Origin of the sequence: Tabrizicola aquatica (assembly GCF_002900975.1) — a bacterium.
Taxonomy (GTDB): domain Bacteria; phylum Pseudomonadota; class Alphaproteobacteria; order Rhodobacterales; family Rhodobacteraceae; genus Tabrizicola; species Tabrizicola aquatica.
Window position 1 is genome coordinate 479,278 of the sequence record NZ_PJON01000003.1, and the last position, 22,728, is coordinate 502,005.

The window sequence follows — 22,728 nt, forward strand, 5'->3', positions numbered from 1 at the left end:
GAGTCGGATGGATGGTGGAACGTTTATTCCATTTCCGCTTCGCAGGGAAGCATCAAGTTTCACGCCGGGCTGCCACGGCGACCGCCAGCGACAGGGCCAGCGCAATCGCCGCCGACAGCGAACGGAAGGCACCGAAGTCGATTTCGGTCACGGTGAGGATGGTGTCCCCCAGGGGGCCAAGGGTTGTCGCCGGCGGGTCGGTCAGGAACACCACGGGCATGCCACGACTGCGGGCGTCGCGGGCCAGCGCGAGGGTCTCATCCGAATAGGGCGCGAAGGTGATGGCCAGCAGCGCATCCGTCGGCTGCAGGGTCGACCGGTGGCCAAGGCCCGCCACCCCGTCGTGCAGCACGGCAGGAACCCCCAGCTTGTCAAAGACATAGGCCAGGTAGGATGCCACGGGGAACGACCGGCGAAAGCCCGCCAGATGGATCGTGCGGGCGCGGGCCAGCGTCTCAACCGCCTGATTCAACGCGGTTTCGTCCAGATTGCGCGCCAGGGCCTCCATCGACTGGCGGCCGGCTTCGACGAACTCGGCGACCAGGGTCGCGGGCTGGCCGGCGCCCCCGGCCTTCAGGTTGGCAAGGCGCGTGGCATAGTCCGGCTGGGCGGTCGTCAGCGCGTCCCGGAACAGGCGCTGCATCTCGGCATAGCCGGAGAAGCCCAGCACCTGACAAAAGCGCATCATGGCCGAGGGGGGGACCCCGGCCCCCTGCGCCACCTGCGCGACGGTGGAAAGCGCGATCTGGTCCGGGTGCCGCGCCAGGTGATCGGCGCATTGCTGCAGGCGACGGGGCAGGTTGCCGTCAAGCGATGCAAGCCGCTCACGAAATGCCGCAACCGAGGGTGGCGGTGGCGGGCGGGGGCTGTCCTGGGGCATGGCATCCTGCGCGGTTGTGGGCATCAGCATAGCACATGGAATGAATGTTCCAAGGTCTGAGTGCCGCGCAGACAAAAGCCCCGCGCCTTGCGGCACGGGGCTTCGCTCATGCCAGAAAGGGTTACTGGCTGAGCTTGTTGTATTCTGCAAGGCCCGTGGCGACGATGTCGTACCATTCGCCAGACTCGCGCATTTCGGTGATGCCGCGGTTCAGCATCGCGATGTAGACCCGGCCGCGCGGATTGCTTTTCGAGGTCAGGAAGTGGTAGGTGATGAAGGTCGCCAGCGCCGGGTTCGGCACCACGCGGTCGGTCGCCCCCAGTTCGGCAAAGTTGCTCGACGCGGTCTCGGCCTCGATCGAATAGAGGTCGACCTCGCCGTTGATCAGCATCTGCGCGCAGTCCTGCGGATTCTTCGGGTGGGTATAGGTCACAAGCGGCTCGACCAGGCCCTGCACTTCCAGATCGCTGATCGGCCAGGCCTCGGGCCGGCAGATCCGCGCGCCGGCATAGTCGCCGAAGGAGCGGGCGCTGGCGTATTTGCTGTCGACCAGGGTGTTGAACGCATAAGCCGTCTCGTAGATCGGCAGCGAGAAGTCGAACTCGGTGCACATGCGGACCGAGAATTCGCCCAGGAGATCCAGCTTCGAGCAGTCCGGCGCTTCCCAGGCGATGGACACGTCAAAGGCGCCGGTGGGCAGCAACACGTCGATGTGCGACATCCAGTCATCGACATAGCTGACTTCGTAGCCTCGGTCGTTGCCGCCGCGCTGCATCGCCGTGGTGGCCATGCGCACGAAGATCCCGCCGCCGGTCAGGCTTTCGTCGGTGAAGGGCATCCAGTTGTTCGAGCTGATGAATTTCAGCGGCGGCTCGTAGGTCGCACTGCGGCTGGAGTTGGACTCCTGACGCTCGGTCTCGGCCGCGATGATGGAGCTGAGTTCGCTGTCGGCGGTCAGGCGACCATCCTCGCAGGGCAGGATCAGCTGGAGACCCGGCGGCAGGTTGTTCGGGTTCGACGCCAGCGCATCGCGGTTGGCGTTGAAGATCATCTGGTAGTCATACGAGCCGTAGGCCGCCTGGGCGATCGACCCCAGCGTGTCCCCATCCTGCACCGTGTAGGTGGTGCAGGCTTCCTGGGCCGCAGCGACACCGGGCACCGCCAGCATCAACGCCGCAAGGGCGACGGAACGGGACTTGATGGTTGCACGATTCATTTCGACTGGTCCTCTTGTCGGCATTTGCGGAGGGATCTGGTGGACACGATTACGAAACAATTCACTCTACAGGATCAAGAAAGCCGTGGCGAAGTGGCACGATTAAGGCAATTCGGTGGATTCACTGTCGCAAATCGCAATGCAATGCGATTGTGATGTGGCGAATTGGTCCGATAGATGAGACGGGCCAGCTGCAATTGCGCTGTGGCCCGCTCGGGCTTCTGCGTTGCGGCGGCTGGCCTGGTCACTGGTCCCGCATGTCGCGGGTCAGCGCGGTCGAGACGATCTCGTACCATTCGCCGGATTCGTACATCTCGACGATGCCCTCATCCAGTTTCGCCAACATCCCCACGGCCCGCTGGTTCGACTTGTGCGCGATGACATGCAGGCTAGTCAGATTCGCAAGATGCGGATTTTGTTCGACAAGTTTCACGACGCCAAGCTGCGCGATCAGCGAATCGCCGACCTTGGCGTCGATCGAGACGAGATCGACCTGTCCGGCAACCAGCGCCTCGAAGCAGTCGATCGACCGCTCGGGGCGGGTCAGCTGAATCTGGTCGGTGGTCAGCCCATTGGCTTCGAGCAGGCTGGAGGTATAGCCCTCGGGCCGGCAAATCCGCTTGCCCAGCAGGTCGGAGTACTTGGTCGCAGCGATCAATTCGCTGTCGCGCAGTGCGAAAAAGCCGTCGACGATTTCCACGAAAGGCGCCGAGAACTCGAAATTCTCGCAGCGGGACAAATCGCTTGCGGTCAGAGTGGCTGGAGTTTCGCAATCCGGGCGAATCCAGGGGAAGCTCAGATCATAGGCCAGCGAGGGCAAAAGCGCATCCAGATGTGCCTGCCAGTCGTTGACGAACGTCATGTTGTAGGGCAGGCCCGGGTCGGCGCGGAACATGGCCATCTCGACCAGCTGGGTGAACATGCCGCCGCCGGGCAGGGCTTCGTCGACATAGGGCGCGAAGTTGTTGCCGGTGACAATGCGCACGGCCATCTGCGGTTCGGCGGCAGGGGCGGGGGCGGTTGGTTCGGGGGCCGTAGCGACGGCCTCGGCGGCGGCTGGCTCGGCGGCTACCGACTGGACGACTGCCGGGGCTGCGGCTTCTGCGGTCTGGCCGTCGGCGCAGGGCAGGCGCAGTTCCATGCCGATCTCGATATGGTCGGCCTTCGGGCCGATCTTGTCGACGTTGGCCTCGTAGATCAGGCGGTACAGGTCGGCGTCGCCGTAAGCGTCACGCGCGATGTAGCGCAGGTTGTCGCCGGCGGTGACGACATGCACGCCGCAGTCCTGCGCCAGCGCCGATCCGCCGGTCAAGGTCAGCGCCGTGCACCCCAGGGCCAGCATCTTTGCGGTATTCATGGCAGAGTCTACTCCTTGCGGCTGTCGCATCGGGCCGTCAATTCGGCGGGAGGGTCGGGTGCGCGCGGTCAGCGCGCCCCCTCTTGCGTGCTGCGGGCCAAGCGAAGCACCGCGCGGTCAAGGGCGGCGACCAGATCGTCCAGCGCGTGGGCGGACGGCAGGTCGGCGGGTTCGTCCAGTTCGATCGTGACCGGGGCAGGGTCGGCGGCACGGCGGGGCTTGCGCGACAGCATCGGACGCCTCACCGTTCCACGGCCAGACGCATCGACGCGCCGGCGACCTGGTTGTTGCGCACGACCGACAGGGTCACCACCGCTTCGCCCTTGTCGGTCAGGGCCTTCAGCATGGCATCCAGCGAGCCGGACTGGTCCAGAAGCATGTCGGTGGACTTTTCACGGAACAGCACGTCGCCAGGTTGCAGGTCGGTCTCGGACGGACGCTCGACCGACGTGACGACGGTTTTCCAGCCGTCCTCAAGATGCGAGATCGCGAAGCTGACGCCGTTGGCCAGGCTGACCAGCCGCACGGCGGTCACGGTCAAAAGGCCGGTCTGGCGGTCGGCCCCGGGGGCGGCATAGTCCACCACGACGCGGGCGCGGCCATCGGGGTCGACGTGCAGCGAGTTCAGGACTGCACCGGCGAAGTCGCTGCTGTCGCTGATCGGAACGCCGTTCACCGCATAAAGCCGGGTGCCGGGCAGGATCCAAGGGCCGGCCAGGTCGATGTCAACGCCGCGCTCCAGCCGTGAGATCACGGCCACACGCTCGTTGCCCACGATGCGGCTGTTGGTGTCGAAGGGCATCTGCACATCCCAGACCGAGAACACGACCTGGTTCGGCAGCGGCGCGCCTTCGGGCGCGGCCAGCGGTTCGGCGGCGGCTTCCGGGGCAAGCTCGGCCTCAAGGGCTGCGGCTTCGTCCAGGGTGACTCCGCCGGCTTCGGCCAGAAGCTGGGTCTCAGCCTCGCCCAGGGCGGGCGCCTCGACGGGGGCGGGGGCTTCGGCTGTGGCGGCGGGGGCAGCGGCGGCGGCTTCCGGCGCGGCAGCGGCGGTTTCCGTTGCAGCAGGCTCGGCCGCCGGCTGGGCAGCCGGGGCGGCAGGCTCGGGTGCAGGCGCGGCACTGACTGCAGCGGCCTGGGTGGCGGCGGCTTGCGCCGTGGCGGCATCCGTCGCCGTCGCCGAGGCCGGAGCGCTGGCCGCAACGGTTGCGGCTGGCGCAGCGGCGGGATCGTCGCCGCCAAGGAACAGGATATAGGCGCCCAGCATCACGACCAGCGCCACCGAGACACCGGCGACAACCTGCACCGGGCTGCTACCGGCCTTGGCGGGCGCAGCGGCGACCGGAGCGGCGGTCGGGCGGACCGAGACCTGGCGCGGCAGGCTGGGCGGGGTGCCAAAGCTCTCGACCGGCGGCTGGGCGGCAACCGCCTTCGGCTCTGCCGTGGCGGGGGTGGTGTCGCCGTCCTGCCCGAAGTCGACCACCATCCGGTGCACCGCATCCGCCGTCGGATCGCGCGGCGCGGGTTGGGCGGCCGGGACCGCGCGGCGGAACATCAACAGCCATTCCTTGGCCGATTGCACCCGCTGCTTTGGCAGCGTGTTCAGCGCGCGGTCAATCGCCTCCAGGAAGCCGGGCGGATACCCCTGGAACCGACCGGCGAGTGCCAGGTAGGGATCGGGCTTTTCATCCGCCAGCGCCGCCAGACGGGCCTGCCCGTTCACCGGCGCCTCGCCCGAGATCAGGTGGTACAGCGTCGCGCCAAGCGCATAAAGATCGCTCCACGGGCCCTGCTCGGACCCGGCGATATAGAATTCCTGCGGCGAGTAGCCGTCCTTGACCACGCGCAGCGCCGACATGGCGCGGCTTTTCTGGCTGGCCTGTTCCCGCGCGGCGCCGAAGTCGATCAGCACCGGCTCTCCGCCCTTGGACAAAAGCACGTTGTCGGGCGAGATGTCGCGGTGCAGCATGTCCTTTTCATGGACAAAGCCGATGGCGGTCAGCAGCTTTTCGGTAATGACGACGATCTCGGACGGCGAGGGGACCGGACCGTAGCCGTCGATGATCTGCTGGAGGTCCATCCCGTCGATGTAATCGATCGCCATATAGGCGGTGCCGTTATCCTCGAACACCTGGTGGACGGCGACGATGTTCGGGTGGACGATCTTGGCCAGATTGCGCGCCTCTTTGACGAACAACTGCACGACCGACCGCAACTCGGCCGTATGCGCACGGGACCGGGCCGCGACCAAGGCCTTCGAGCGGCGGCAGAAGGCGGCCGGGAAACATTCCTTGATCACCACGTCGCGATCCAGGCTGTCCTTGGCCAGATAGGTGATCCCGAACCCGCCGCTGTTAAGGAAGCGGGTGATCGTGTACTGGCCCTTCAGTAGCTTGGTGCCGGGCTGCAACTCGTCGACGAGGTCCTCAAGCTCCGGTTTCGGAGCCTCGACAGCTTTTGGCTGCTGCATGTTGTTCCCCTTTCAGCGACGTTTCAAAACCCGAAAAAGCGCCGAACTCTCGGGGCATTGCACCCGGTCGGCAGGCAATCGTCCACGCAAGCGCACCAATACACAGGGCGATCGTAGGTTGTGGAACGGGGCGAAAATGGGGCGGTGCGGTGGAATCTTGAAGGTTGCCGGCCGGTTGGCCCGGATTGTTCCGGGTTTGGCCGGGAATGCCGGCAGAACGGGCAGGGCTTTGCGCGGTGGGGACGACCGGCCAAGGCGATTCCCGCCTTGGGTCAGCATTTCCCGGGGGGCGACAATCCGTTAACCCAGGCGCCGGCGCACCGTTTGCGGTCGTCCCGGCAGCGCCAGCTGCGCACCATTGCGCTGCCGCTGGGCCACCAGTTTGCCCTTGGAGACTACGGCCAGCCGGTCCGGCCGCAGGCGCAGGGCCTCGACCGGGGTGCCAGCGTCCAGGACCACCAGGCTGGCGATGCAGCCGGGGCGCAGGCCATAGTCGGCCAGACCCATGATCCGGGCATTGGTCTCGGTCACCATGGTGAAGCAGCGCGCCATTTCCGCCGGGTGGGTCATCTGCGCGACATGCAGGCCCATGAAGGCCACGTCCAGCATGTCTGCGGTGCCAAGGCTGTACCAGGGGTCCAGCACGCAGTCCTGCCCCCAGCCGACAGGGATGCCCATCGCCTGCATTTCCTTCACCCGGGTAAGGCCCCGCCGCTTGGGATAGGTATCGTGGCGGCCCTGCAGGGTGATGTTGATCAGCGGGTTCGGGATCGCGGTCATGCCTGACTCGGCGATCAGCGGCAGCAGTTTGGACACATAGTAGTTGTCCATCGAGTGCATGCTGGTCAGGTGGCTGCCCGCCGCGCGTCCGCCGAGCCCGTGCCGCGTCACCTCGCGCGCCATGGTTTCGACGTGGCGCGACATCGGATCGTCGGTCTCGTCGCAATGGACGTCCCACATCAGCCCGCGTTCCGCCGCGATACGGGCCAGGTCGCGAAGGCTTTCCGCCCCTTCCTCCATCGTGCGTTCGAAATGCGGGATGCCGCCCACCACATCCACGCCCATGTCCAGCGCGCGCAGCACGTTCTGTCGTCCGGTCTTGGTCCGGTAAAGCCCGTCCTGCGGGAAGGCGACCAGCTGCAAGTCCAGATACGGGGCCACGCGGGCCTTCACCTCCAGCATCGCCTCGACCCCGCGCAGGTGGTCGGGCGTGGTGTCGACATGGGTGCGTATGGCGAGCAACCCCATGCTGACCGCCCAGTCGCAATAGGTGACGGCGCGGTCGATCATCTCTTCTACCGTCGCGATCTCGCGCAGTTCGCCCCAGAGGCTGATCCCCTCCAGCAGCGTGCCCGAGGCGTTCACCCGTGGCAGGCCATAGCTCAGCGTCGCATCCATGTGGAAATGCGGATCGACGAAAGGCGGGGCCACAAGGTCGCCGGTCGCGTCGATCACCCTTGCGGCTTCGGCCTCCAGCCGGCCCACGGCGGCGATCCGGTCGCCGGTGATGCCGATATCGGCCACCGTCCCATCGGGCAGCGTGCCGCCCTTGACCAGAAGATCGAACATCAGCGTTCCCCCTTGTTGTAGGGCACCATCAGGGCGGCCGGGACTTCGGCCCGGCGCGACATCAGGATTAGCGCCAGGATCGACAGGATGAAGGGCAGGGCGAGGAACAACTGATAAGGCAGGACCGCGCCCAGGTCCGTCTGCTGCAACCGGATCTGCAAGGCGTCAAAGGCGGCAAACAGGATCGCGCCGAGGACGGCCTTTCCCGGTTTCCACGCCCCGAACACCACCAGCGCCACGCAGATCCAGCCGCGGCCGTTCACCATCTCGAAGAAGAAGCTGGAGAAGGCCGACAGCGTCAGGAACGCACCCCCCACCGCCATCAGGCCCGATCCGACAATCACCGCGCCCATCCGCAAGCCGGTGACCGACAGCCCCTGCGCCTCGACCGCCGCCGGGTTTTCCCCAACCGCTCGCACGGCCAGTCCCAGCGGCGTGCGATAAAGCGTGAAGGCGACCAAGCCCGCCACCGCAAAGGCCGCCCAGGTCAGCGCCGTCTGCGAGAACAGCGCCTCGCCCAGCCAGGGCAGGTCGCCCAGGACCGGGATCTCCAGCGGCTGAAACGGCTCGATCTTTGGCGGGCTGGTCACTTCGGGCAGCATCAGGCGATAGGCGAACGAGGCCGAGGCCGTGGCAAACAGCGTCACCCCCAGCCCCACGACATGCTGCGACAGGCCGAAGGGCACCGTCAGGGTGGCGTGGAGAAGCCCGAACAGCATGCCCGCCCCCATCGCCACCGCGACCCCGCCCCAGAGCGGCATCCCCTGATAGACCGCCATCCAGCCGGTAAAGGCGCCGATGACCATGATCCCCTCGATCCCCAGGTTCAGCACCCCGGCGCGCTCGCAGATCAACTCCCCCATCGTCGCCAGGATCAACGGCGAGGCGATGCGGATGACGGCGGCCCAGAAGCTGGCCGAGATCAGGATATCGACGATCTCGCTCATCCCCGCACCACCCGCACCTTGGTCAGAAGGATTGCCAGCACCATGAACAGAAGCGCCGTCGCCAGCAGCATGTCGGCGATATAGGTCGGCACCCCTGCCGCCCGGCTCATCGCGTCGGACCCCACGAAGATGCCGGCCACGAAGATCGCCGTCACGACGACCCCCAAGGGATGCAGCAAGGCCAGCATCGCCACGATGATCCCGGTGTAACCAAAGCCGGGCGACAGGTCCGACGACAGATGCCCCTTCAGCCCCGCGACCTCGGACCACCCCGCCAGCGCGGCCAGGCCCCCGGACAATAGCGCCGTTTTTACCATGACCGCGTTCACCGGCATCCCGGCGAAGCGCGCCGCTTCCGGGTTCTGGCCCACGGCGCGGATCTCGAAGCCCAGCGTGGTTCGCGTCTGGATCACCCAGACGATAACCGCCGCGATGATCGCCAGCGCAAAGCCCCAGTGCAGGCGCAAGCCCTCGACGAGGCGGGGCAGGCGGGCCTCTGGGATCAGCGGAGTCGATTTCGGCCAGCCCATGCCCATCGGGTCCTTCATCGGGCCTTCCAGAAGGTAGCTGACGAACAGCAGCATGATGAAGTTCAGCAGGAGCGTGGTGACGACCTCGTCCACCCCCAGCCGCGTTTTCAGCAGGACCGGCCCCAGCAGCAGCGCCGCCCCGGCCAGCATTGCGGCCAGGGCGGACACTGGCAGGACCAAGGGGCTCCCCAGCGCCCCGGTCCCCAGCACGACGGCCATGATGGCCCCCGCGTATAGCTGCGCCTCGGCGCCGATGTTCCAAAGCTTCGCCCGGAAGGCGACGGCAATCGCCAGCCCGGTGAAGATCAGCGGCGTCGCGCGGTTCAAGGTCTCCAGGATCGCCAGCTTCGACCCCAGCGCGCCGGTGGCGATCTGGCCAAGGATCGCAAAGGGGTTCGCGCCGGCGACCAATGCCAGCAGCATCGCGACCCCCAGGGTGGCGACCAGCGCCAGCGCCGGCAGGCCCAGTCGGCGCGCGGGCGAGGGGTTGGCGATGGGTTCAAGCCGCATCCGCGTCCCCGAACTTCTGGCCGGCCATCCATAGGCCCAACTCCGCCGCCGTCATCGTCCCCCGCGTGAACCCGGGCGACAACCGGCCTTGAGACATCACATGAATGACATCCGACAGCCCCATGATTTCGTCCAGGTCTTCCGAGATCAGCAGCACCGCCGCCCCCCGGTCCCGCGCCGCGATCAGCTGCGATTGCACATAGGCAATCGCGCCCACGTCCAGACCCCGCACCGGCTGGTTCGCCAGGATGACCTCGGGGCCTGGGGCCATCGCGCGGCCCAGGATCAGCTTCTGCATGTTCCCGCCCGAAAGCAGCCGTATGCGCGTATCCGGTCCCGGACAGCGCACGTCATAGCCCTTGATGATCCCTTCCGCGAAGGCCCGCGCCGCGCGCCAGTTCATCCAGCCGCGCCGGGAAAACCGGGTGCGATACCCCTCCAGCACCGCGTTCTCGGTCAGGTCGAAATCGGCGATGCTGCCCTGGTGGTGCCGGTCCTCGGGTATCCGCGCCACGCCCCGGGCCAAGGCTTCGCCCGGCGACCAGCGCGTGACTGGCGTGTCCTTCAGCACGATCCGCCCAGACGCCGGCAGGGCCAACCCGCCGACAATCTCGGCCAGCGCCGCCTGCCCGTTGCCCGAAACGCCGGCCAGCCCGGTGATCTGTCCCGCCCGCAAGTCCAGCGTCACCGCCTTCAATCCGGGGGCTGCCCCCCGGTCGGGCGTCGAGACCCCGTCCAACCGCATCAGCACCGGCCCGGCAACCCGAGCCTCGGCTCGGGGCAGGGACAGCTCTCCCCCCACCATCAGGGCCGCCAGCGCGCCCTTGTCGGTGGTCTGCGTATCCACCTCGCCCACCACGCGCCCATGCCGCAGCACCACGCAGCGGTCGGCGATGGCCATGACCTCGTGCAGCTTGTGGCTGATGAAGATCACCGACAGCCCCAGCGCCGTCGCCTTCCGCAGCGTGGCGAACAGCGCATCGGATTCCTGCGGCGTCAGCACCGCCGTCGGTTCGTCCAGGATCAGGATGCGGGCGTCGCGATACAGCGCCTTCAGGATCTCGACCCGCTGGCGTTCGCCAACCGACAGGCGGCCGACCTTGGCATCGGGATGCACCGCCAGCCCAAAGTCGCGCGACAGGCGTTCCACCTTGTCCCGCGCCCCGCTGTGTGAGCGGGACCACAGCCCCTCGGTCCCCAGGCGGATGTTGTCCAGCACCGTCAGGTTGCCCGCCAGTGTGAAATGCTGGTGGACCATCCCCACCCCCGCCGCCAGGGCGGCACGCGGGTTGCCGGGTGGCAGGGGTTGGCCAAACACCTGAACCTCTCCCTCATCAGCCACATAGTGACCGAAAAGGATGTTCATCAGCGTCGTCTTGCCCGCGCCGTTCTCCCCCAGCAGCGCCACGACCTCGCCGCGCCGCAGGGTCAGCGAGACCGCGTCGTTGGCCTTCAGCGCGCCAAAGCTTTTCGAAATGCGGTCGAGGCGGAGGACGACCTCCGCCTCCTGTCCTGCGCTCACGACGATTTCGGCTCGTTGTCGTCGATGGTCACGGTAAAGCTGCCGTCCTTGATGGCGGCCTCTTTCTCGGCGACCAAAGCCATCACTTCGGCCGGAACCTTGCCCTCGAACGTGCCCAAGGGTGCCAGCGAGCAGCCGCCCGCGTTCATGTAGGAATAGACCCCATAGTTGTCGGCCTTGAAGCTGCCCGCCTGGATCGCGGCCACGGCGGCGTTCAGCGTCGGCTCAAAGTGCCACAGGGCCGAGGTCACGACCGTTTCGGGATAATCCGGCTGGGTGTCGATCACGTTGCCGATCGCCAGCACGCCGCGTTGCTTCGCCGCGTCGGACACGCCGAAACGTTCAGCATACATCAGGTCGGCCCCGCCATCGATCATCGCAAAGGCGGTTTCCTTGGCTTTCGGCGGATCGAACCACGACCCGATGAAGCTGACCTGGAACTTGGCGTCCGGCTTCACCTCGCGCACGCCGGCCATGAAGGCGTTCATCAGGCGGTTCACTTCGGGGATCGGGAAGCCGCCGACCATGCCGATATTGCCCGCCGTCATGCCGCCCGCGACGATCCCGGACAGATAGGCCGCGTCCTGGATGTAGTTGTCAAAAACCGCCAGGTTCGGGTTCGCCGCCGCATCCGGCGGGAAGCTGGAGCCAAGCAGGAAGGCCACATCCGGGTATTCGGCGCAAACCTCGCGCGCTTCGGCCTCGGCCCCGAAGATTTCGCCCACGATCAGCTTGACGCCCGCCTCGCAGTATTCGCGCATCACGCGGGGATAGTCGGTGTTCGCGACGTTCTCGGTGTAGGTGTAGTCCACCGTCCCCGCAGCCTTCAGCGCCTCGGCCGCGATGTGGATGCGGCTGACCCATTGCTGTTCGACCGGCACCGTGTAGATGCCCGCCATCTTCAGCGTCTCCTGCGCGAAAGCGCCGCGCGGCAGGTGCGCCGCGACCAGCGCCGCCGCGCCGCCAAGAAGAACCCCGCGCCGCGAGGTCGTGAAGCGTCCGTCCGTCATGCTGTCACCCATCCCTGTCATTGGTTGATTTTTACCAGACAGTAAAAACGTCCCGCCGATTCGATACAAGCTTGCTGGGGGCCGGCCCGGTTTGGCGTCGACTTGCCCGCAAAATCGGCGGCCGCGACGGGAGTTGCCCCGATTTGCGGCAGGTCAGGGCGCGCGCGCAGCGACGGCCATCCCGTCCTCCAGCGCGGAGGAGGGGAACACGACAAGGCTGTCGCCCTCGTCCAGGCCCGAAAGCAGCTCGGCGCTGTCCTCGACCTGGCGGCCGATTTCGACCGGGACCAGGTCGGCGCGGTTGTCGCGGACGCGGAACACGGCCCAACCCTCGCCATGGCGGAACAGGGCAGATTGCGGCAGTTGCAGCACTGCATCTTCCTGCCACAGAAGCAGGCGGACAAAGACCCGGAACCCGTCGCCCAGGCCCGGCCGGGCGGCAGGCGCGGCGCCCAGGTCCAGATGCACCCGGACGCGCTGCTCCTCGATCCCCAGGGCGCTGATCTTGGTGACGGCGGAGGGCGCCACGCGCCGCACAACGGCCTGCAGGGCCCCCGATCCGCCCCAGCGGTCAACCTCGGCCGCCATCCCGGGCGCCACCTGCACCGCGTCCGAGGACAAGAGGTCCACCACGATCTCCAGTTCCGCCAGATCGCCCAGCGTCATCAAGGGCTCGCCGGCCTGCACCGGGCGTTCCGAGGGGTCCGCCAGCGTCAGCACCACCCCGTCATGCGGCGCGGTCAGGCGCAGGCAGCAGTCACCCGGCGCGGTCTCGCCCCCAGGCGTGGGGCCGATCAACTGCGCCTCGGCCCGGACCAGCGAGGCGCGGGCCAGGTCCACCTCGGACCGCGCGGCAGCAAGGCGCTGGGTCGCGGTGATCTGGGCGGTTTCCAGGTCCTCCAGCATCCGCTGCGGGATGATCCCGCTTTCGGCCAGTGACCGGCCCCGGGTCAGTTGCGCCTCGGCCTGGGCCAGGGCGGCGCTGGCCGTGGTCACGCCGGTTTCCGCCAGGGCAAGCGAGGCGCGGGCCTCGGTCACGGCGGCCTCGGCCTGAGCGCGGCTGCGGGCGTCCATCAGGACCGGGGCGGCGGGCTGGATCACGGCCAGCACCGTCTCGCCCCGCGTCACCGGATCGCCCACCTCGACCGGGCTGCGTTGCAGGGTGCCGGCGATGGGGGCGGCCACGGTGAAAGGGTCGCGCACGCGGGTCACGCCCTCGGCCAGGACGGTGCCGCGCATCGGGCCGGTCGCCACGGCGCCAAGGTCCACCACCACAGGCTCGGGCCACAGTGCCCAGACCACCGCGCCGACCAGGGCCAGCGCCCCCACCCCCCAGACCAGTCCTTGCCGCAGGTTCATCGTTCGGGCCTCCGTCATTCTCGGGATTTCAGGGCCGACACCAGGTCGATCCGGTCCAGCCGTCGCCGCACCAGCGTGACCGAGCCAAAGGCCGCCACCAGCGCCGCGACCCCGGCCAAGGCATAGGTGCGCCGGCTGATGGCAAAGGGCAGCTGCATGATATCGGTCGAGACCGCGCTGACCATGCCCTGCGCCAGCCAGGTGCCGACCAGCCAGCCCACCGGGATCGCGACCAGCGTCAGAAGCATCATCTCGCCCACCAGGACAAAGGCCACCTCGTGGCGGGAAAAGCCCAGGACGCGCAGGGTGGCAAGCTCATAGCTGCGTTCCGACAACAGGATCTGCGCGGCGTTGTAGATCACGCCCACGGCGATCATCATGCCGATGGCGGTGTAGATCGTGACCATGGTCAACAGGTTCTCGCGCAAAAGCGTGCGGAACTGACGCTCCACCTCGGCCCAGTCGATCAGGCCCGAGACGGCGGGCAGGCTGCCCAGCCTGTCGTCCAGTGCCGCGCGGGCGGAAGTATCCAGCGAAAGGTGCAGGTGGCTGACCTGCGGCGCGCTGCGCAGGGCGGCGAAAAGGGCAGGGGCAGCGATATGCGCCTCTTGCCCCAGCCCTTGCGCAAAGACCGCCGTGACCGGCAGCCGCAACGTTTCGCGCGGCGGGGCGAGGAGTTGCACCTCCAGCCACGATCCGGGGCCGACCTTCAGCACCTGCGCCAGCTTTTCCGGCAGCACCAACCCGTGCGGCGGCAGGGCGACCTCGCGGCCCCGGTCGTCCACCAGGCGGGCCAGCGTCTCGCCCTCCCAATGCGCCTGCACCGCGCTTAACCGTTCCGCCGTGCCATTCACCAGCCGCGCGGGGATGGCATAGCCCGGCTCGACCTTCAGCACGCCGGGCAGGGCGCGGGCGGCCAGCAGCACCGCTTCCCCCGCCGGTTCGGTCAGGCCCAGCGTCAGGTCCTGCCGGTTCGCGGCACCAAAGATGCTGTTGCCCAGAAGCGAGGCGCTGTCGAACATGAAATAGCTCATCACCAGCACCGCGACCGAGGCCGAGACACCAAACAGCGTGATCGCCGCCCGCCCCGGCCAGCGCAGGATCGACCGGGCGATCATCACCGCCGTCTGGCGCAAGCGCATCGCCTCCAGCGCCCGGTCCAGGACCCCGCGTGAAAACAGCGCCGGGGCAGGGGGCCGCATCGCCTCGGCCGCAGGCAGGCGGACCGATTGCCAGACCGCGCGCCCCCCGCCCAGTGCCGCCACCGCCAGCGCCAACGCGGCCGAGATCACCAGCGCCGAAGGGTTCGCCGCCCGGATCACGAAGGGAAAGCGGAAATATTCGGCGTAAAGCCCGATCATCCCGTCGGCCATCCAGAACCCCGCCGCCCAGCCCGCTGCAATGCCGATCACTCCGATCAGCAGCGCCAGCTTCAGATAGTGCCAGGCAATCTCGCGCGTTGAATAGCCCACCGCCTTCAGCAGCCCGATCTGCGGCCGCTCCAACGCGATCAGGCGGCCCAGCACCATGTTGACCAGAAAGGCCGAGACCAGAAGGAACACCGGCGGCGCATAGGTCGACATCGCCGAAAGCTGGTGCATCTCGCTGGTCAGGAAGGCGTGGGATTGCTGGCGTTCGCGGTCATGCGCGCCGGTTCCGCCATAGGGGGCAAGGATGCGGTCCAGTTCCGCCGCGACCTGCCGCGCATCCGCCTCGCGCATCAGCCGAAGCGAGATCTGGTTGACCGCCCCCGCCATGTCGGTCGCCGCCGCTACGGCACGGTCCGGCATGAACAGGATGCCAAAACGGCGGTCGTCCGGCATCAGCGAGCCGGGGCCAAGCGCATAGACGAACTCGGGCGACAGGACCCAGCCGGTCACCGTCAACTCGCGCAGCTCTCCGCCCAGGATCACGCCCAGATGGGTGCCGGGAACCAGGCCATGCGCCTCGGCGAACGGTTCGGACAGCGCTACTTCGTCCAGCCGGTCGGGCAGGGGCATCCGCCCCCGGCGCAGGATTGGCAGGTTCAGCACCGCCCCATCGGCCGCGTATGAGACGACCTGTCCGGTCGCGGGAACCGCCATGCCGTCCACCCGGACCAGCGCCAGCGTGGTGATCCGCCCCTCGACCTGCGCCACGCCGTCGATCCGCGCCACCTCCTCCAGCACAAAGCGGGGGGCGCGTTTCAGCGTGGTAAAGACGTCGGCAAAACGGGCGCGGTCGTAATAGGCGGCCAGCGTCAGGTCCAGCGTGCGCAAGGTGGCCTGCGCGCCGACCAGCACCATGATCCCGCAGCCCAGGACCAGCGCGATGGCCAGGGCCTGCGCCCAGATCCGGGTCAGGTCGCGCAGAAGCTTGCGGTCCAGCGCCCTTACCATGTCAGGTCCGCTGGTTGCAGCCGGTCGGTCACCGCCTCGTCGCGCACCACCTGACCGTCGGCCAGCACCACCACCCGATGCGCGATGCGCTGGATCACCGCGTTATGGGTGATCAGCACCGTCGCCGTGCCCAGGTCGCGGTTGACAGAATGCAGCGCCTCCAGCACCTGCGCGCCGGTGGCAATGTCCAGGGCCCCCGTGGGTTCGTCGCACAAGAGCACATCCGGCCGCTTGGCAATGGCGCGGGCGATGGCGACCCGTTGCTGCTCGCCCCCCGACAGTTCCGCCGGAAAATGGTTCAGCCGATGCGACAGCCCCACCCGCTCCAGCGCCTCTTCGGGGCGCATCGGGGTGGTGGCGATCTCGGTCACCAGCGCCACGTTCTCACGCGCGGTCAGGCTGGGGACCAGGTTGTAGAACTGGAACACAAAGCCCACATGCGCGCGGCGGAACGCGGTCAGCGCAGCCTCGCTGGCATTGGTCAACTCGGTGTCGCGGAAAAAGACGCGGCCCCCGGTCGGGCGGTCCAACCCGCCCAGGATGTTCAACAGCGTCGACTTCCCCGAGCCCGAGGCGCCAAGCAGGACGACCATCTCGCCCTCGTACAGGTCCAGGTCGATCCCGCGCAGCGCGCGCACCTCGACCGCCCCCGTGCGATAGACGCGGGTCACGCCTTCGGCGCGGAACACCGGGCGGGCCGGCGGGGCGGGGGGCGGCAGGGTCATGCCCCCTTCTACACCGCTTTTCCGGTTTCCCATTGATCTGACGCAAGGATCGGCAAAGACTCGGCGGCCAGACTTATCTGCGATTGACCCGGCCATCCGGCCCCCGCGTCGCCCCAAGGACCGCATGACCGAACCCTTCCACCACTTGACCGCCGCCGAAACGCTGGCCGCGCTGGACGCCCGGCCCGAGGGCCTGACGACGGCCGAGGCCGCAACCCGCCTGGCCCGCCACGGCCCGAACCGCCTGCCCGAGGTGCGCACCCGTGGCCCCCTGCGCCGGTTCCTGGCCCAGTTTCACAACGTGCTGGTCTATGTCCTGCTGGCTGCGGCCCTGGTGACCGCAAGCTTGCAGCACTGGGTCGATACCGGGGTGATCCTGGCCGTCGTGCTGGCCAACGCCGTGATCGGATTCCTGCAGGAAGGCAAGGCCGAGGCCGCGATGGCCGCGCTCCGCACCATGCTGTCGCCCCGCGCCGCCGTCCTGCGCGGGGGCGAGCGGACCACAGTGGCCGGACAGGACCTTGTCCCCGGCGATGTCGTCCTGGTCGAGGCGGGCGACCGTGTTCCGGCCGACCTGCGGCTCATGCAGGCGCATGGCCTTGCCGCCGACGAATCCATGCTGACCGGCGAATCGGTCCCGGCCGAAAAATCCGCCCGCCCCGCCCCGCGCGAGGCGGCGCTGGGCGACCGGCATTCCATGCTGTGGTCCGGCACGCTGATCACCCAGGGCAGCGCCCATGGCGTCGTCACCGCCACTGGCTCTGCCACCGAGATCGGGCGCATCGGCGGCCTTCTGGCGGCAGTCGAGGACATGACCACCCCCCTGGTCGCGCAGATGGACCGCTTCGCGCGTTGGCTTTCGGGGGCGATCCTTGCCGCCTCGGCCGCGCTGCTGGCCTATGGCACGCTCTTGGGCGGCTACGAGTTTTCGGCACTTTTCATGCTGGTCGTCGGCATCGCCGTGGCCGCGATCCCCGAGGGCCTGCCGGCGGTGATGACGATCACCCTGGCCATCGGCGTCCAGGCCATGGCCCGCCGCCGCGCCATCGTCCGCCGCCTGCCCGCGATCGAGGCGATCGGCGCGGTCAGCGTGATCTGCACCGACAAGACCGGCACCTTAACCCGCAACGAGATGATGGTCACCGCCGCTGAAACCCCCTTTGGCCACTTCGCCGTCGCGGGTGAGGGGTATGCGCCTGAAGGCACCATCACCCCCCAGGGCGACCTGACCCGCCTCGCCCGGGCCGCAGCCCTGTGCAACGACGCCAGCCTTGTGCCGGACGGCAGCGGCTGGCGGGCCGAGGGCGACCCGATGGAGGCCGCACTTCTGGCTTTTGCCGGCAAGGCAGGCGCCCCACCCCCCGCCCGGCGGATGGACGCGATCCCCTTCGACAGCCGCCATCGCTTCATGGCCGTCCTGGTGAACGACACCACCCCGCTGGCGCTGGTCAAGGGCGCGCCGGAACGGGTCTTGCGCATGTGCAAGGACATCGACCGCGCCGCCTGGCACGACCGGGCCGAGGCGATGGCCGCCCAGGGCCTGCGCGTCCTTGCCCTGGCCGAACGGCCGCAGACCGGCCCCACGCTCGACCTTGCGGACCTGGACCACGACATGCGGCTTCTGGGCCTCGTCGGCCTGATGGACCCCCCGCGCCCCGAGGCGGTAGCCGCCGTCGCCGACTGCCGGGCCGCGGGCATCCGGGTCAAGATGATCACCGGCGACCATGCCGGGACCGCCATGGCCATCGCCCGCGCCGTCGGCCTGGCCCGGCCTGACCGCGTGCTGACCGGGGCCGAGCTTGACCTCATGGACGACACGGCCCTCGCCCAGACCGTGGCCGAGGTTGATGTCTTTGCCCGTACCAGCCCCGAACACAAGCTGCGCCTGGTACAGGCGTTGCAGTCCCAGGGCCTGTCCGTGGCGATGACCGGGGACGGGGTGAACGACGCCCCCGCCCTGAAGCGCGCCGATGTCGGCATCGCCATGGGCCTGCGCGGCTCGCAGGCGGCGAAAGAGGCGGCGGACCTGGTCCTGGCCGACGACAACTTCGCCACCCTTGCCGCCGCAGTGCGTGAGGGGCGTACCGTGCAGGACAACCTGCGCAAGGTCATCAGCTTCGAACTGCCGACCAACGCGGGCGAGGCGGCGACGGTGGTCCTGGCCCTGCTTCTTGGCCTTGCCTTGCCGATCACCGCGATCCAGATCCTCTGGGTCAACCTGATCACCGGCATCACCCTGGGCCTTGCCCTCGCGTTCGAGCCGACCGAACCCGGCACCATGGCCCGCCAGCCCCGCCCCCGCGATGCGCCGATCCTGTCGCGCGGGCTGGTCTGGCAGGTGGTCTTCGTCTCACTCCTGTTCCTGGTCGCGGTCTTTGGCGTGTTCGCCTGGGCTTTGGACCAGGGGCACGACCTGGCGCTGGCGCAGACCATGGCGATGAACACGCTGGTGGTGCTGGAGATTTTCCACCTGTTCTACATCCGCAGCCTGCACGGCACCTCGCTCAGCTTCGCCTTCGTGCGCGGCACGCCGGTGGTCTGGATCGTGGTGCTTGCGATCACCGCGGCACAGCTGGCCGTGACCTACGTGCCGATGTTCCAGACGCTGCTTGGCACCCGCTCCGTGTCTCTGACTGACGGCGCGCTGATCCTCGCGGTGGGGGTGGTGTTCCTGGCGGTGCTTGAGGTGGAAAAGCAGATCCGCCTGCGGCTTTGGCACCGGGCGGGGGAACCTTAGCCGCCCGGGAACCTTTCCGCCGCCCTGCCGGTTTCTGCCCGCGCGAAGGAGGCGAGCCATGGACGACCGCGAACGTGACGACAACGAAATCCGCCTGCGTGCCTATCAGCTTTGGGAAGCTGAAGGCCGGCCCCAGGGCCGGGACCGCGACCATTGGCATCAGGCCGCGGCCGAGCTTGAGGCCGCCCGCGCCTGCGAGGTCCGCCCCGCCGGCCGCAAGGCGATGAAATACCCGCCCAAGACCTGGAGCATCGTCGACGAACAGTCCGACGAATCCTTCCCGGCCTCGGACCCGCCGGGAAACTACTGACGCCTCAGGCGGCGGCGTAGCTGGTAAAGACCTCGGTCGTGCCGTCGCGGCGGATCAGGTGGACGTCATACGCCTCGCGCTCGGCCTCCGGCCCCATTCCGGGCGAGCCATAGGGCATCCCCGGCACCGCCAGCCCGATCGCGTCGGGCCGTTCGGCAAGCAGGCGGCGGATGTCGGCGGGGGGGACATGGCCCTCGATCATATAGCCCTCGACCTCTGCGGTGTGGCAGGAGGCCATCTCGGCCGGAATGCCACTTGCCCGCTTGTGGTCCTGCAGGGCACCGGGGTCCATTTCCTCGATGGTGGCGGCAAAACCGTCGGCCTGCAGGATGTCGACCCAGGCACCGCAGCAACCGCAGTTGGGGTCCTTTGCCACCCGGATCGGCGTGGCAACCTCGGCCAGCGCGGGGCGCAATCCGGCGGCGGCCAGCGTTGCGGCCAAAGTGAACAGGGCAGAGCGGCGCGACAGCGTGGTCATAAGGGCCTCCAGGCAGCGTCCGGCCAGTTTCACCCCCGAAGGCAGCGCTTGCAAGCCGCCCCGCGCGACCTCACGCGGTCGTGTCAGGGGCCCGGGCCGCTACGTCCCGCCGCAAGGCTCGTCACCAGCCCCACCCGCGCCAGCAGCGCGTCGAAAGCGACCGCACGTCGCGCTTGGGCCTCGGGCGGCCTTGCGGCAAGCAGGGCAGGTGTCAGGCGGGCAGGACTTCGGCCAGCAGCGGATTTGGATAGCGCCGCTGGCGGGTGACGGCGAAGAAGGTCTCGCCGATGCCCTCCAGCCGGGCGGCCTCGATCAAGGTGCCGGCCTGCAACTCGTCGCGCACGACGATGGGCGGGATGATCGCCAGCCCGGCATCCGCGCGGGTCAGCAGGCGGATCATTGCCATGTCGTCCACCTCGGCCGCCAAGATCGGCACCACCCCCAGCCGCGCCAGAAGTGCGTCGAAGGCCGACCGCAGCGCCGTCTCGCGCGTGGGCAAGATCAGCGGCTGCGTCGCCAGAAGCGCGCGCAAGGCATGCGGGCCGGGTCCCAGCCGCGCCACCGTGCCGATCAACCCCACCGGCTGCTCGTCGATCCGGTGGACCAGCCAGTGGCTTGCCGCATCCCGCGCCGGCGCAAGGTTGGTCAGCACCACATCCAGCGCCAATCCCTCCAACCCGCGCAGCAGTTCCTCTTGCGAGCCCGAGCGCAGGATGACCTCGACATCCCCACGCCCGATCAGCGGCCGCAGGAACTGCATCTGGAAATTGCGCGACAACGTGGCCAGCGCACCCACCCGCAAGGCCCGCCGCGCCCGACCAGTGTCGCGCAGCGTGGCGGTCAGGTCGTCGGCGGTGCGGAAGATCGCTTCGGCATGGTCCAGCGCGATGCGCCCGGCCTCGGTCAGCACCAGGCCCCGGCCGCGCCGCTCGAACAGGTCCTGGCCCAGGGCCGCCTCCAGCGCCTTCAACTGCGTGGACAAGGCCGACTGCGACAGGTTCAGCCCCCGCGCCGCGCCGGTCAGCGTGCCATCGCTGGCAACCGCCCGGAACAGGCGCAGGTGGTGCAGGTTCAGCTGGGCCATTCTTCCACCAAACAGAACGATATCGCGAAATATATGTAATTTTCTGAAATCCGCGCAAGCGATAGATCCCGGCCTGACCTGATCTTGGAGAGTGCGATGACCTCCCTTCCCCTGCTTTCGCTGGCCCCGCTTGTGCTGCTTGCCGCCGCCGTGCCCCTGGCCCTGCGCCCCGGCCGCCGCCCTGGCCGCCTGCCGACCTGGGCCGAGGCGGCAAGCCTTGTGGCCCTGTCCCTGTCCCTTGCCGGTCTTGCCCAGCTGTGGCTGGCCGGTCCCCTGACCCTCACGCTAGTCGGCCTGCCCCTTCTGCGGCTGGATGCGATCAGCGTGACCATGGCGCTTCTGGTGGCCTTCGTCGGCTGGGTCGTCACCCGCTACGCCCGCCGCTACCTGGACGGCGAGGCGCGCGAGGGCCGGTTCCACGCCCTGACCCTGGCCGCCATCGCCTGCGTTCTGGTGTTGGTCCAGGCCGCCAGCCTGCCGCTGCTGGTCCTGGGCTTTCTGGCCACCGGCCTGATCCTGCGGCAACTGCTCCTTTTCTACCCCGACCGGCCCGAGGCGCTGCGCGCCGCCGCCAAGTTCACCCGCGTCTGGATCGCGGGCGACCTGGCGCTGGTCGCAGCCGCCGTCCTTCTCTGGCATAGCCTTGGCACGGTCCAGATCGCCGCCCTGAACGCCGCCCCCAGCCTGCCACCCCTGGCGCAACTGGCCGTCGCCCTTCTGGTCCTGGCCGCCGCCCTCAAGACCGCAGCCTTCCCGCTGCACGGCTGGCTGACCGAGGTGATGGAGGCCCCGACCCCCGTCTCGGCGTTGTTGCACGCGGGCATCATCAACTCGGGCGGGGTGCTGCTGATCACCCTGTCCGGGCTGGTGCAGCACAGCGCGGGCGCAATGGCGGCGCTGGTGGTGATCGGCGGGCTTACCGCGCTCTTCGGCGCGCTGGTCATGCTGACGCAAAGCGCGGTCAAGACGGCGCTGGCCTGGTCCACCGTGGCGCAGATGGGGTTCATGCTTCTGCAATGCGGCCTTGGCCTTTGGGCGCTGGCGCTTCTGCACATCGTCGCGCACTCGCTTTACAAGGCCCACGCCTTCCTCTCCTCGGGCGGCGCGGTGCGCGAGGTCAACGGCGCGCGCAAGCCCGGCCCGGTCGCGGTGCCCGGCCTGGCGGCCGTCGCACGCTCCTTCACGCTGGCGCTGGTCCTTTACACCGCCGTCGCGGCCGGTTTCACCGCCCTTCTGGGCGAGAAATCGCCGCAAGCCCTCGCCCTTGGCGCCATGCTGATCTTCGGCGTCTCTTACCTGATCGCCCAGGGCCTGGCCGACACCGCGCCGGGAGCCCTTACGCGGCGCACCGTCACCGCCTCGCTGACTGCGGCGCTGGCCTACTTCAGCTTTCAGGTCCTGGCCCAGATCGTCTGGGGGCCCTCGCTGCCTGCCGTTCCGGTGGCTGGGCCGCTGGAATGGGCGCTGATCGTACTGGCGGTCCTGTCCTTCGGGCTGGTGGCCTTTGCCCAGGCGCTGTTCCCGCTTTGGGCGCACCACCCATCCACGGCGGGACTGCGCGTGCATCTGGCCAACGGCCTTTATCTCAACGCGCTTCTCGACCGGATGATCGGCGGTTTCCGCGCCGCGCCCAAATCCTGACCTGCTCC

18 protein-coding genes are annotated in these 22,728 nt (G+C 68.4%); 3 read left to right on the forward strand and 15 right to left on the reverse strand.

Annotated features, from left to right (window positions below; translation table 11 throughout):
• Positions 1-52: 52 nt before the first annotated feature.
• The 13 genes from CXR42_RS14210 to CXR42_RS14265 all read right to left on the reverse strand — a co-directional run bounded on the left by CXR42_RS14210 (position 53) and on the right by CXR42_RS14265 (position 16,470).
• Positions 53-904, reverse strand: coding sequence for a MurR/RpiR family transcriptional regulator (locus tag CXR42_RS14210; protein ID WP_245875448.1), 852 nt, complete (start codon positions 902-904; stop codon positions 53-55).
• A 97-nt stretch (positions 905-1,001) separates the two neighbouring features.
• Positions 1,002-2,096 (reverse strand): LysM peptidoglycan-binding domain-containing protein, encoded by a 1,095-nt coding sequence (locus tag CXR42_RS14215; RefSeq protein WP_103258204.1) that lies wholly within the window; start codon positions 2,094-2,096, stop codon positions 1,002-1,004.
• A gap of 244 nt (positions 2,097-2,340) precedes the next feature.
• Positions 2,341-3,453 carry a transporter substrate-binding domain-containing protein gene (locus CXR42_RS14220; RefSeq protein ID WP_103258205.1) on the reverse strand — a complete coding sequence of 371 codons (1,113 nt, stop codon included), beginning with the start codon at positions 3,451-3,453 and terminating at the stop codon, positions 2,341-2,343.
• A gap of 68 nt (positions 3,454-3,521) precedes the next feature.
• Positions 3,522-3,686, reverse strand: a complete 165-nt coding sequence (locus CXR42_RS19600; RefSeq protein WP_180996069.1) for a hypothetical protein — start codon at positions 3,684-3,686, stop codon at positions 3,522-3,524.
• A gap of 8 nt (positions 3,687-3,694) precedes the next feature.
• The gene (locus CXR42_RS19655) at positions 3,695-5,920 is read right to left on the reverse strand and encodes a serine/threonine-protein kinase (protein ID WP_219727953.1); all 2,226 of its coding nucleotides are present in this window, start codon (positions 5,918-5,920) and stop codon (positions 3,695-3,697) included.
• 300 nt (positions 5,921-6,220) lie between these two features.
• The gene (locus CXR42_RS14230; RefSeq protein ID WP_103258206.1) at positions 6,221-7,489 is read right to left on the reverse strand and encodes an amidohydrolase family protein; all 1,269 of its coding nucleotides are present in this window, start codon (positions 7,487-7,489) and stop codon (positions 6,221-6,223) included.
• Positions 7,489-8,436, reverse strand: coding sequence for an ABC transporter permease (locus CXR42_RS14235; protein ID WP_103258207.1), 948 nt, complete (start codon positions 8,434-8,436; stop codon positions 7,489-7,491). The genes CXR42_RS14230 and CXR42_RS14235 overlap by 1 nt, the downstream gene beginning before the upstream one ends.
• Positions 8,433-9,476: an ABC transporter permease gene (locus tag CXR42_RS14240; RefSeq protein ID WP_103258208.1), complete on the reverse strand. Its 1,044-nt coding sequence runs from the start codon at positions 9,474-9,476 to the stop codon at positions 8,433-8,435. The genes CXR42_RS14235 and CXR42_RS14240 overlap by 4 nt, the downstream gene beginning before the upstream one ends.
• Positions 9,466-10,998: an ABC transporter ATP-binding protein gene (locus tag CXR42_RS14245; RefSeq protein ID WP_103258209.1), complete on the reverse strand. Its 1,533-nt coding sequence runs from the start codon at positions 10,996-10,998 to the stop codon at positions 9,466-9,468. Before CXR42_RS14245 ends, CXR42_RS14240 begins: the two co-directional genes overlap by 11 nt.
• Positions 10,995-12,008: a BMP family protein gene (locus CXR42_RS14250; RefSeq protein WP_103258298.1), complete on the reverse strand. Its 1,014-nt coding sequence runs from the start codon at positions 12,006-12,008 to the stop codon at positions 10,995-10,997. The genes CXR42_RS14245 and CXR42_RS14250 overlap by 4 nt, the downstream gene beginning before the upstream one ends.
• 153 nt (positions 12,009-12,161) lie before the next feature.
• Positions 12,162-13,385 carry an efflux RND transporter periplasmic adaptor subunit gene (locus CXR42_RS14255; RefSeq protein ID WP_245875449.1) on the reverse strand — a complete coding sequence of 408 codons (1,224 nt, stop codon included), beginning with the start codon at positions 13,383-13,385 and terminating at the stop codon, positions 12,162-12,164.
• Complete coding sequence (locus CXR42_RS14260) at positions 13,382-15,745, reverse strand: ABC transporter permease (protein WP_103258211.1); 2,364 nt, start codon at positions 15,743-15,745, stop codon at positions 13,382-13,384. Before CXR42_RS14260 ends, CXR42_RS14255 begins: the two co-directional genes overlap by 4 nt.
• The gene (locus CXR42_RS14265) at positions 15,739-16,470 is read right to left on the reverse strand and encodes an ABC transporter ATP-binding protein (protein ID WP_103258299.1); all 732 of its coding nucleotides are present in this window, start codon (positions 16,468-16,470) and stop codon (positions 15,739-15,741) included. Before CXR42_RS14265 ends, CXR42_RS14260 begins: the two co-directional genes overlap by 7 nt.
• A 124-nt stretch (positions 16,471-16,594) precedes the next feature.
• On the opposite strand from CXR42_RS14265, the gene CXR42_RS14270 reads away from it, so the two are divergent.
• Together CXR42_RS14270 and CXR42_RS14275 are read left to right on the forward strand one after the other, a co-directional pair.
• Entirely contained in the window at positions 16,595-19,207 is a 2,613-nt protein-coding gene (locus CXR42_RS14270) for an HAD-IC family P-type ATPase (protein WP_103258212.1), read from the forward strand.
• 58 nt (positions 19,208-19,265) lie between these two features.
• Complete coding sequence (locus CXR42_RS14275) at positions 19,266-19,517, forward strand: DUF2934 domain-containing protein (RefSeq protein WP_103258213.1); 252 nt, start codon at positions 19,266-19,268, stop codon at positions 19,515-19,517.
• A gap of 4 nt (positions 19,518-19,521) precedes the next feature.
• Here the strand turns inward: CXR42_RS14275 and CXR42_RS14280 are convergent, their stop codons facing one another.
• Positions 19,522-19,995: a DUF411 domain-containing protein gene (locus CXR42_RS14280; protein ID WP_103258300.1), complete on the reverse strand. Its 474-nt coding sequence runs from the start codon at positions 19,993-19,995 to the stop codon at positions 19,522-19,524.
• Positions 19,996-20,206: 211 nt separating this feature from the next.
• Positions 20,207-21,079, reverse strand: coding sequence for a LysR family transcriptional regulator (locus tag CXR42_RS14285; RefSeq protein WP_103258214.1), 873 nt, complete (start codon positions 21,077-21,079; stop codon positions 20,207-20,209).
• A gap of 96 nt (positions 21,080-21,175) precedes the next feature.
• Here CXR42_RS14285 and CXR42_RS14290 point away from each other — a divergent pair, with 96 nt between their 5' ends.
• Positions 21,176-22,720 (forward strand): proton-conducting transporter transmembrane domain-containing protein, encoded by a 1,545-nt coding sequence (locus CXR42_RS14290; RefSeq protein WP_103258215.1) that lies wholly within the window; start codon positions 21,176-21,178, stop codon positions 22,718-22,720.
• Positions 22,721-22,728 lie beyond the last annotated feature (8 nt).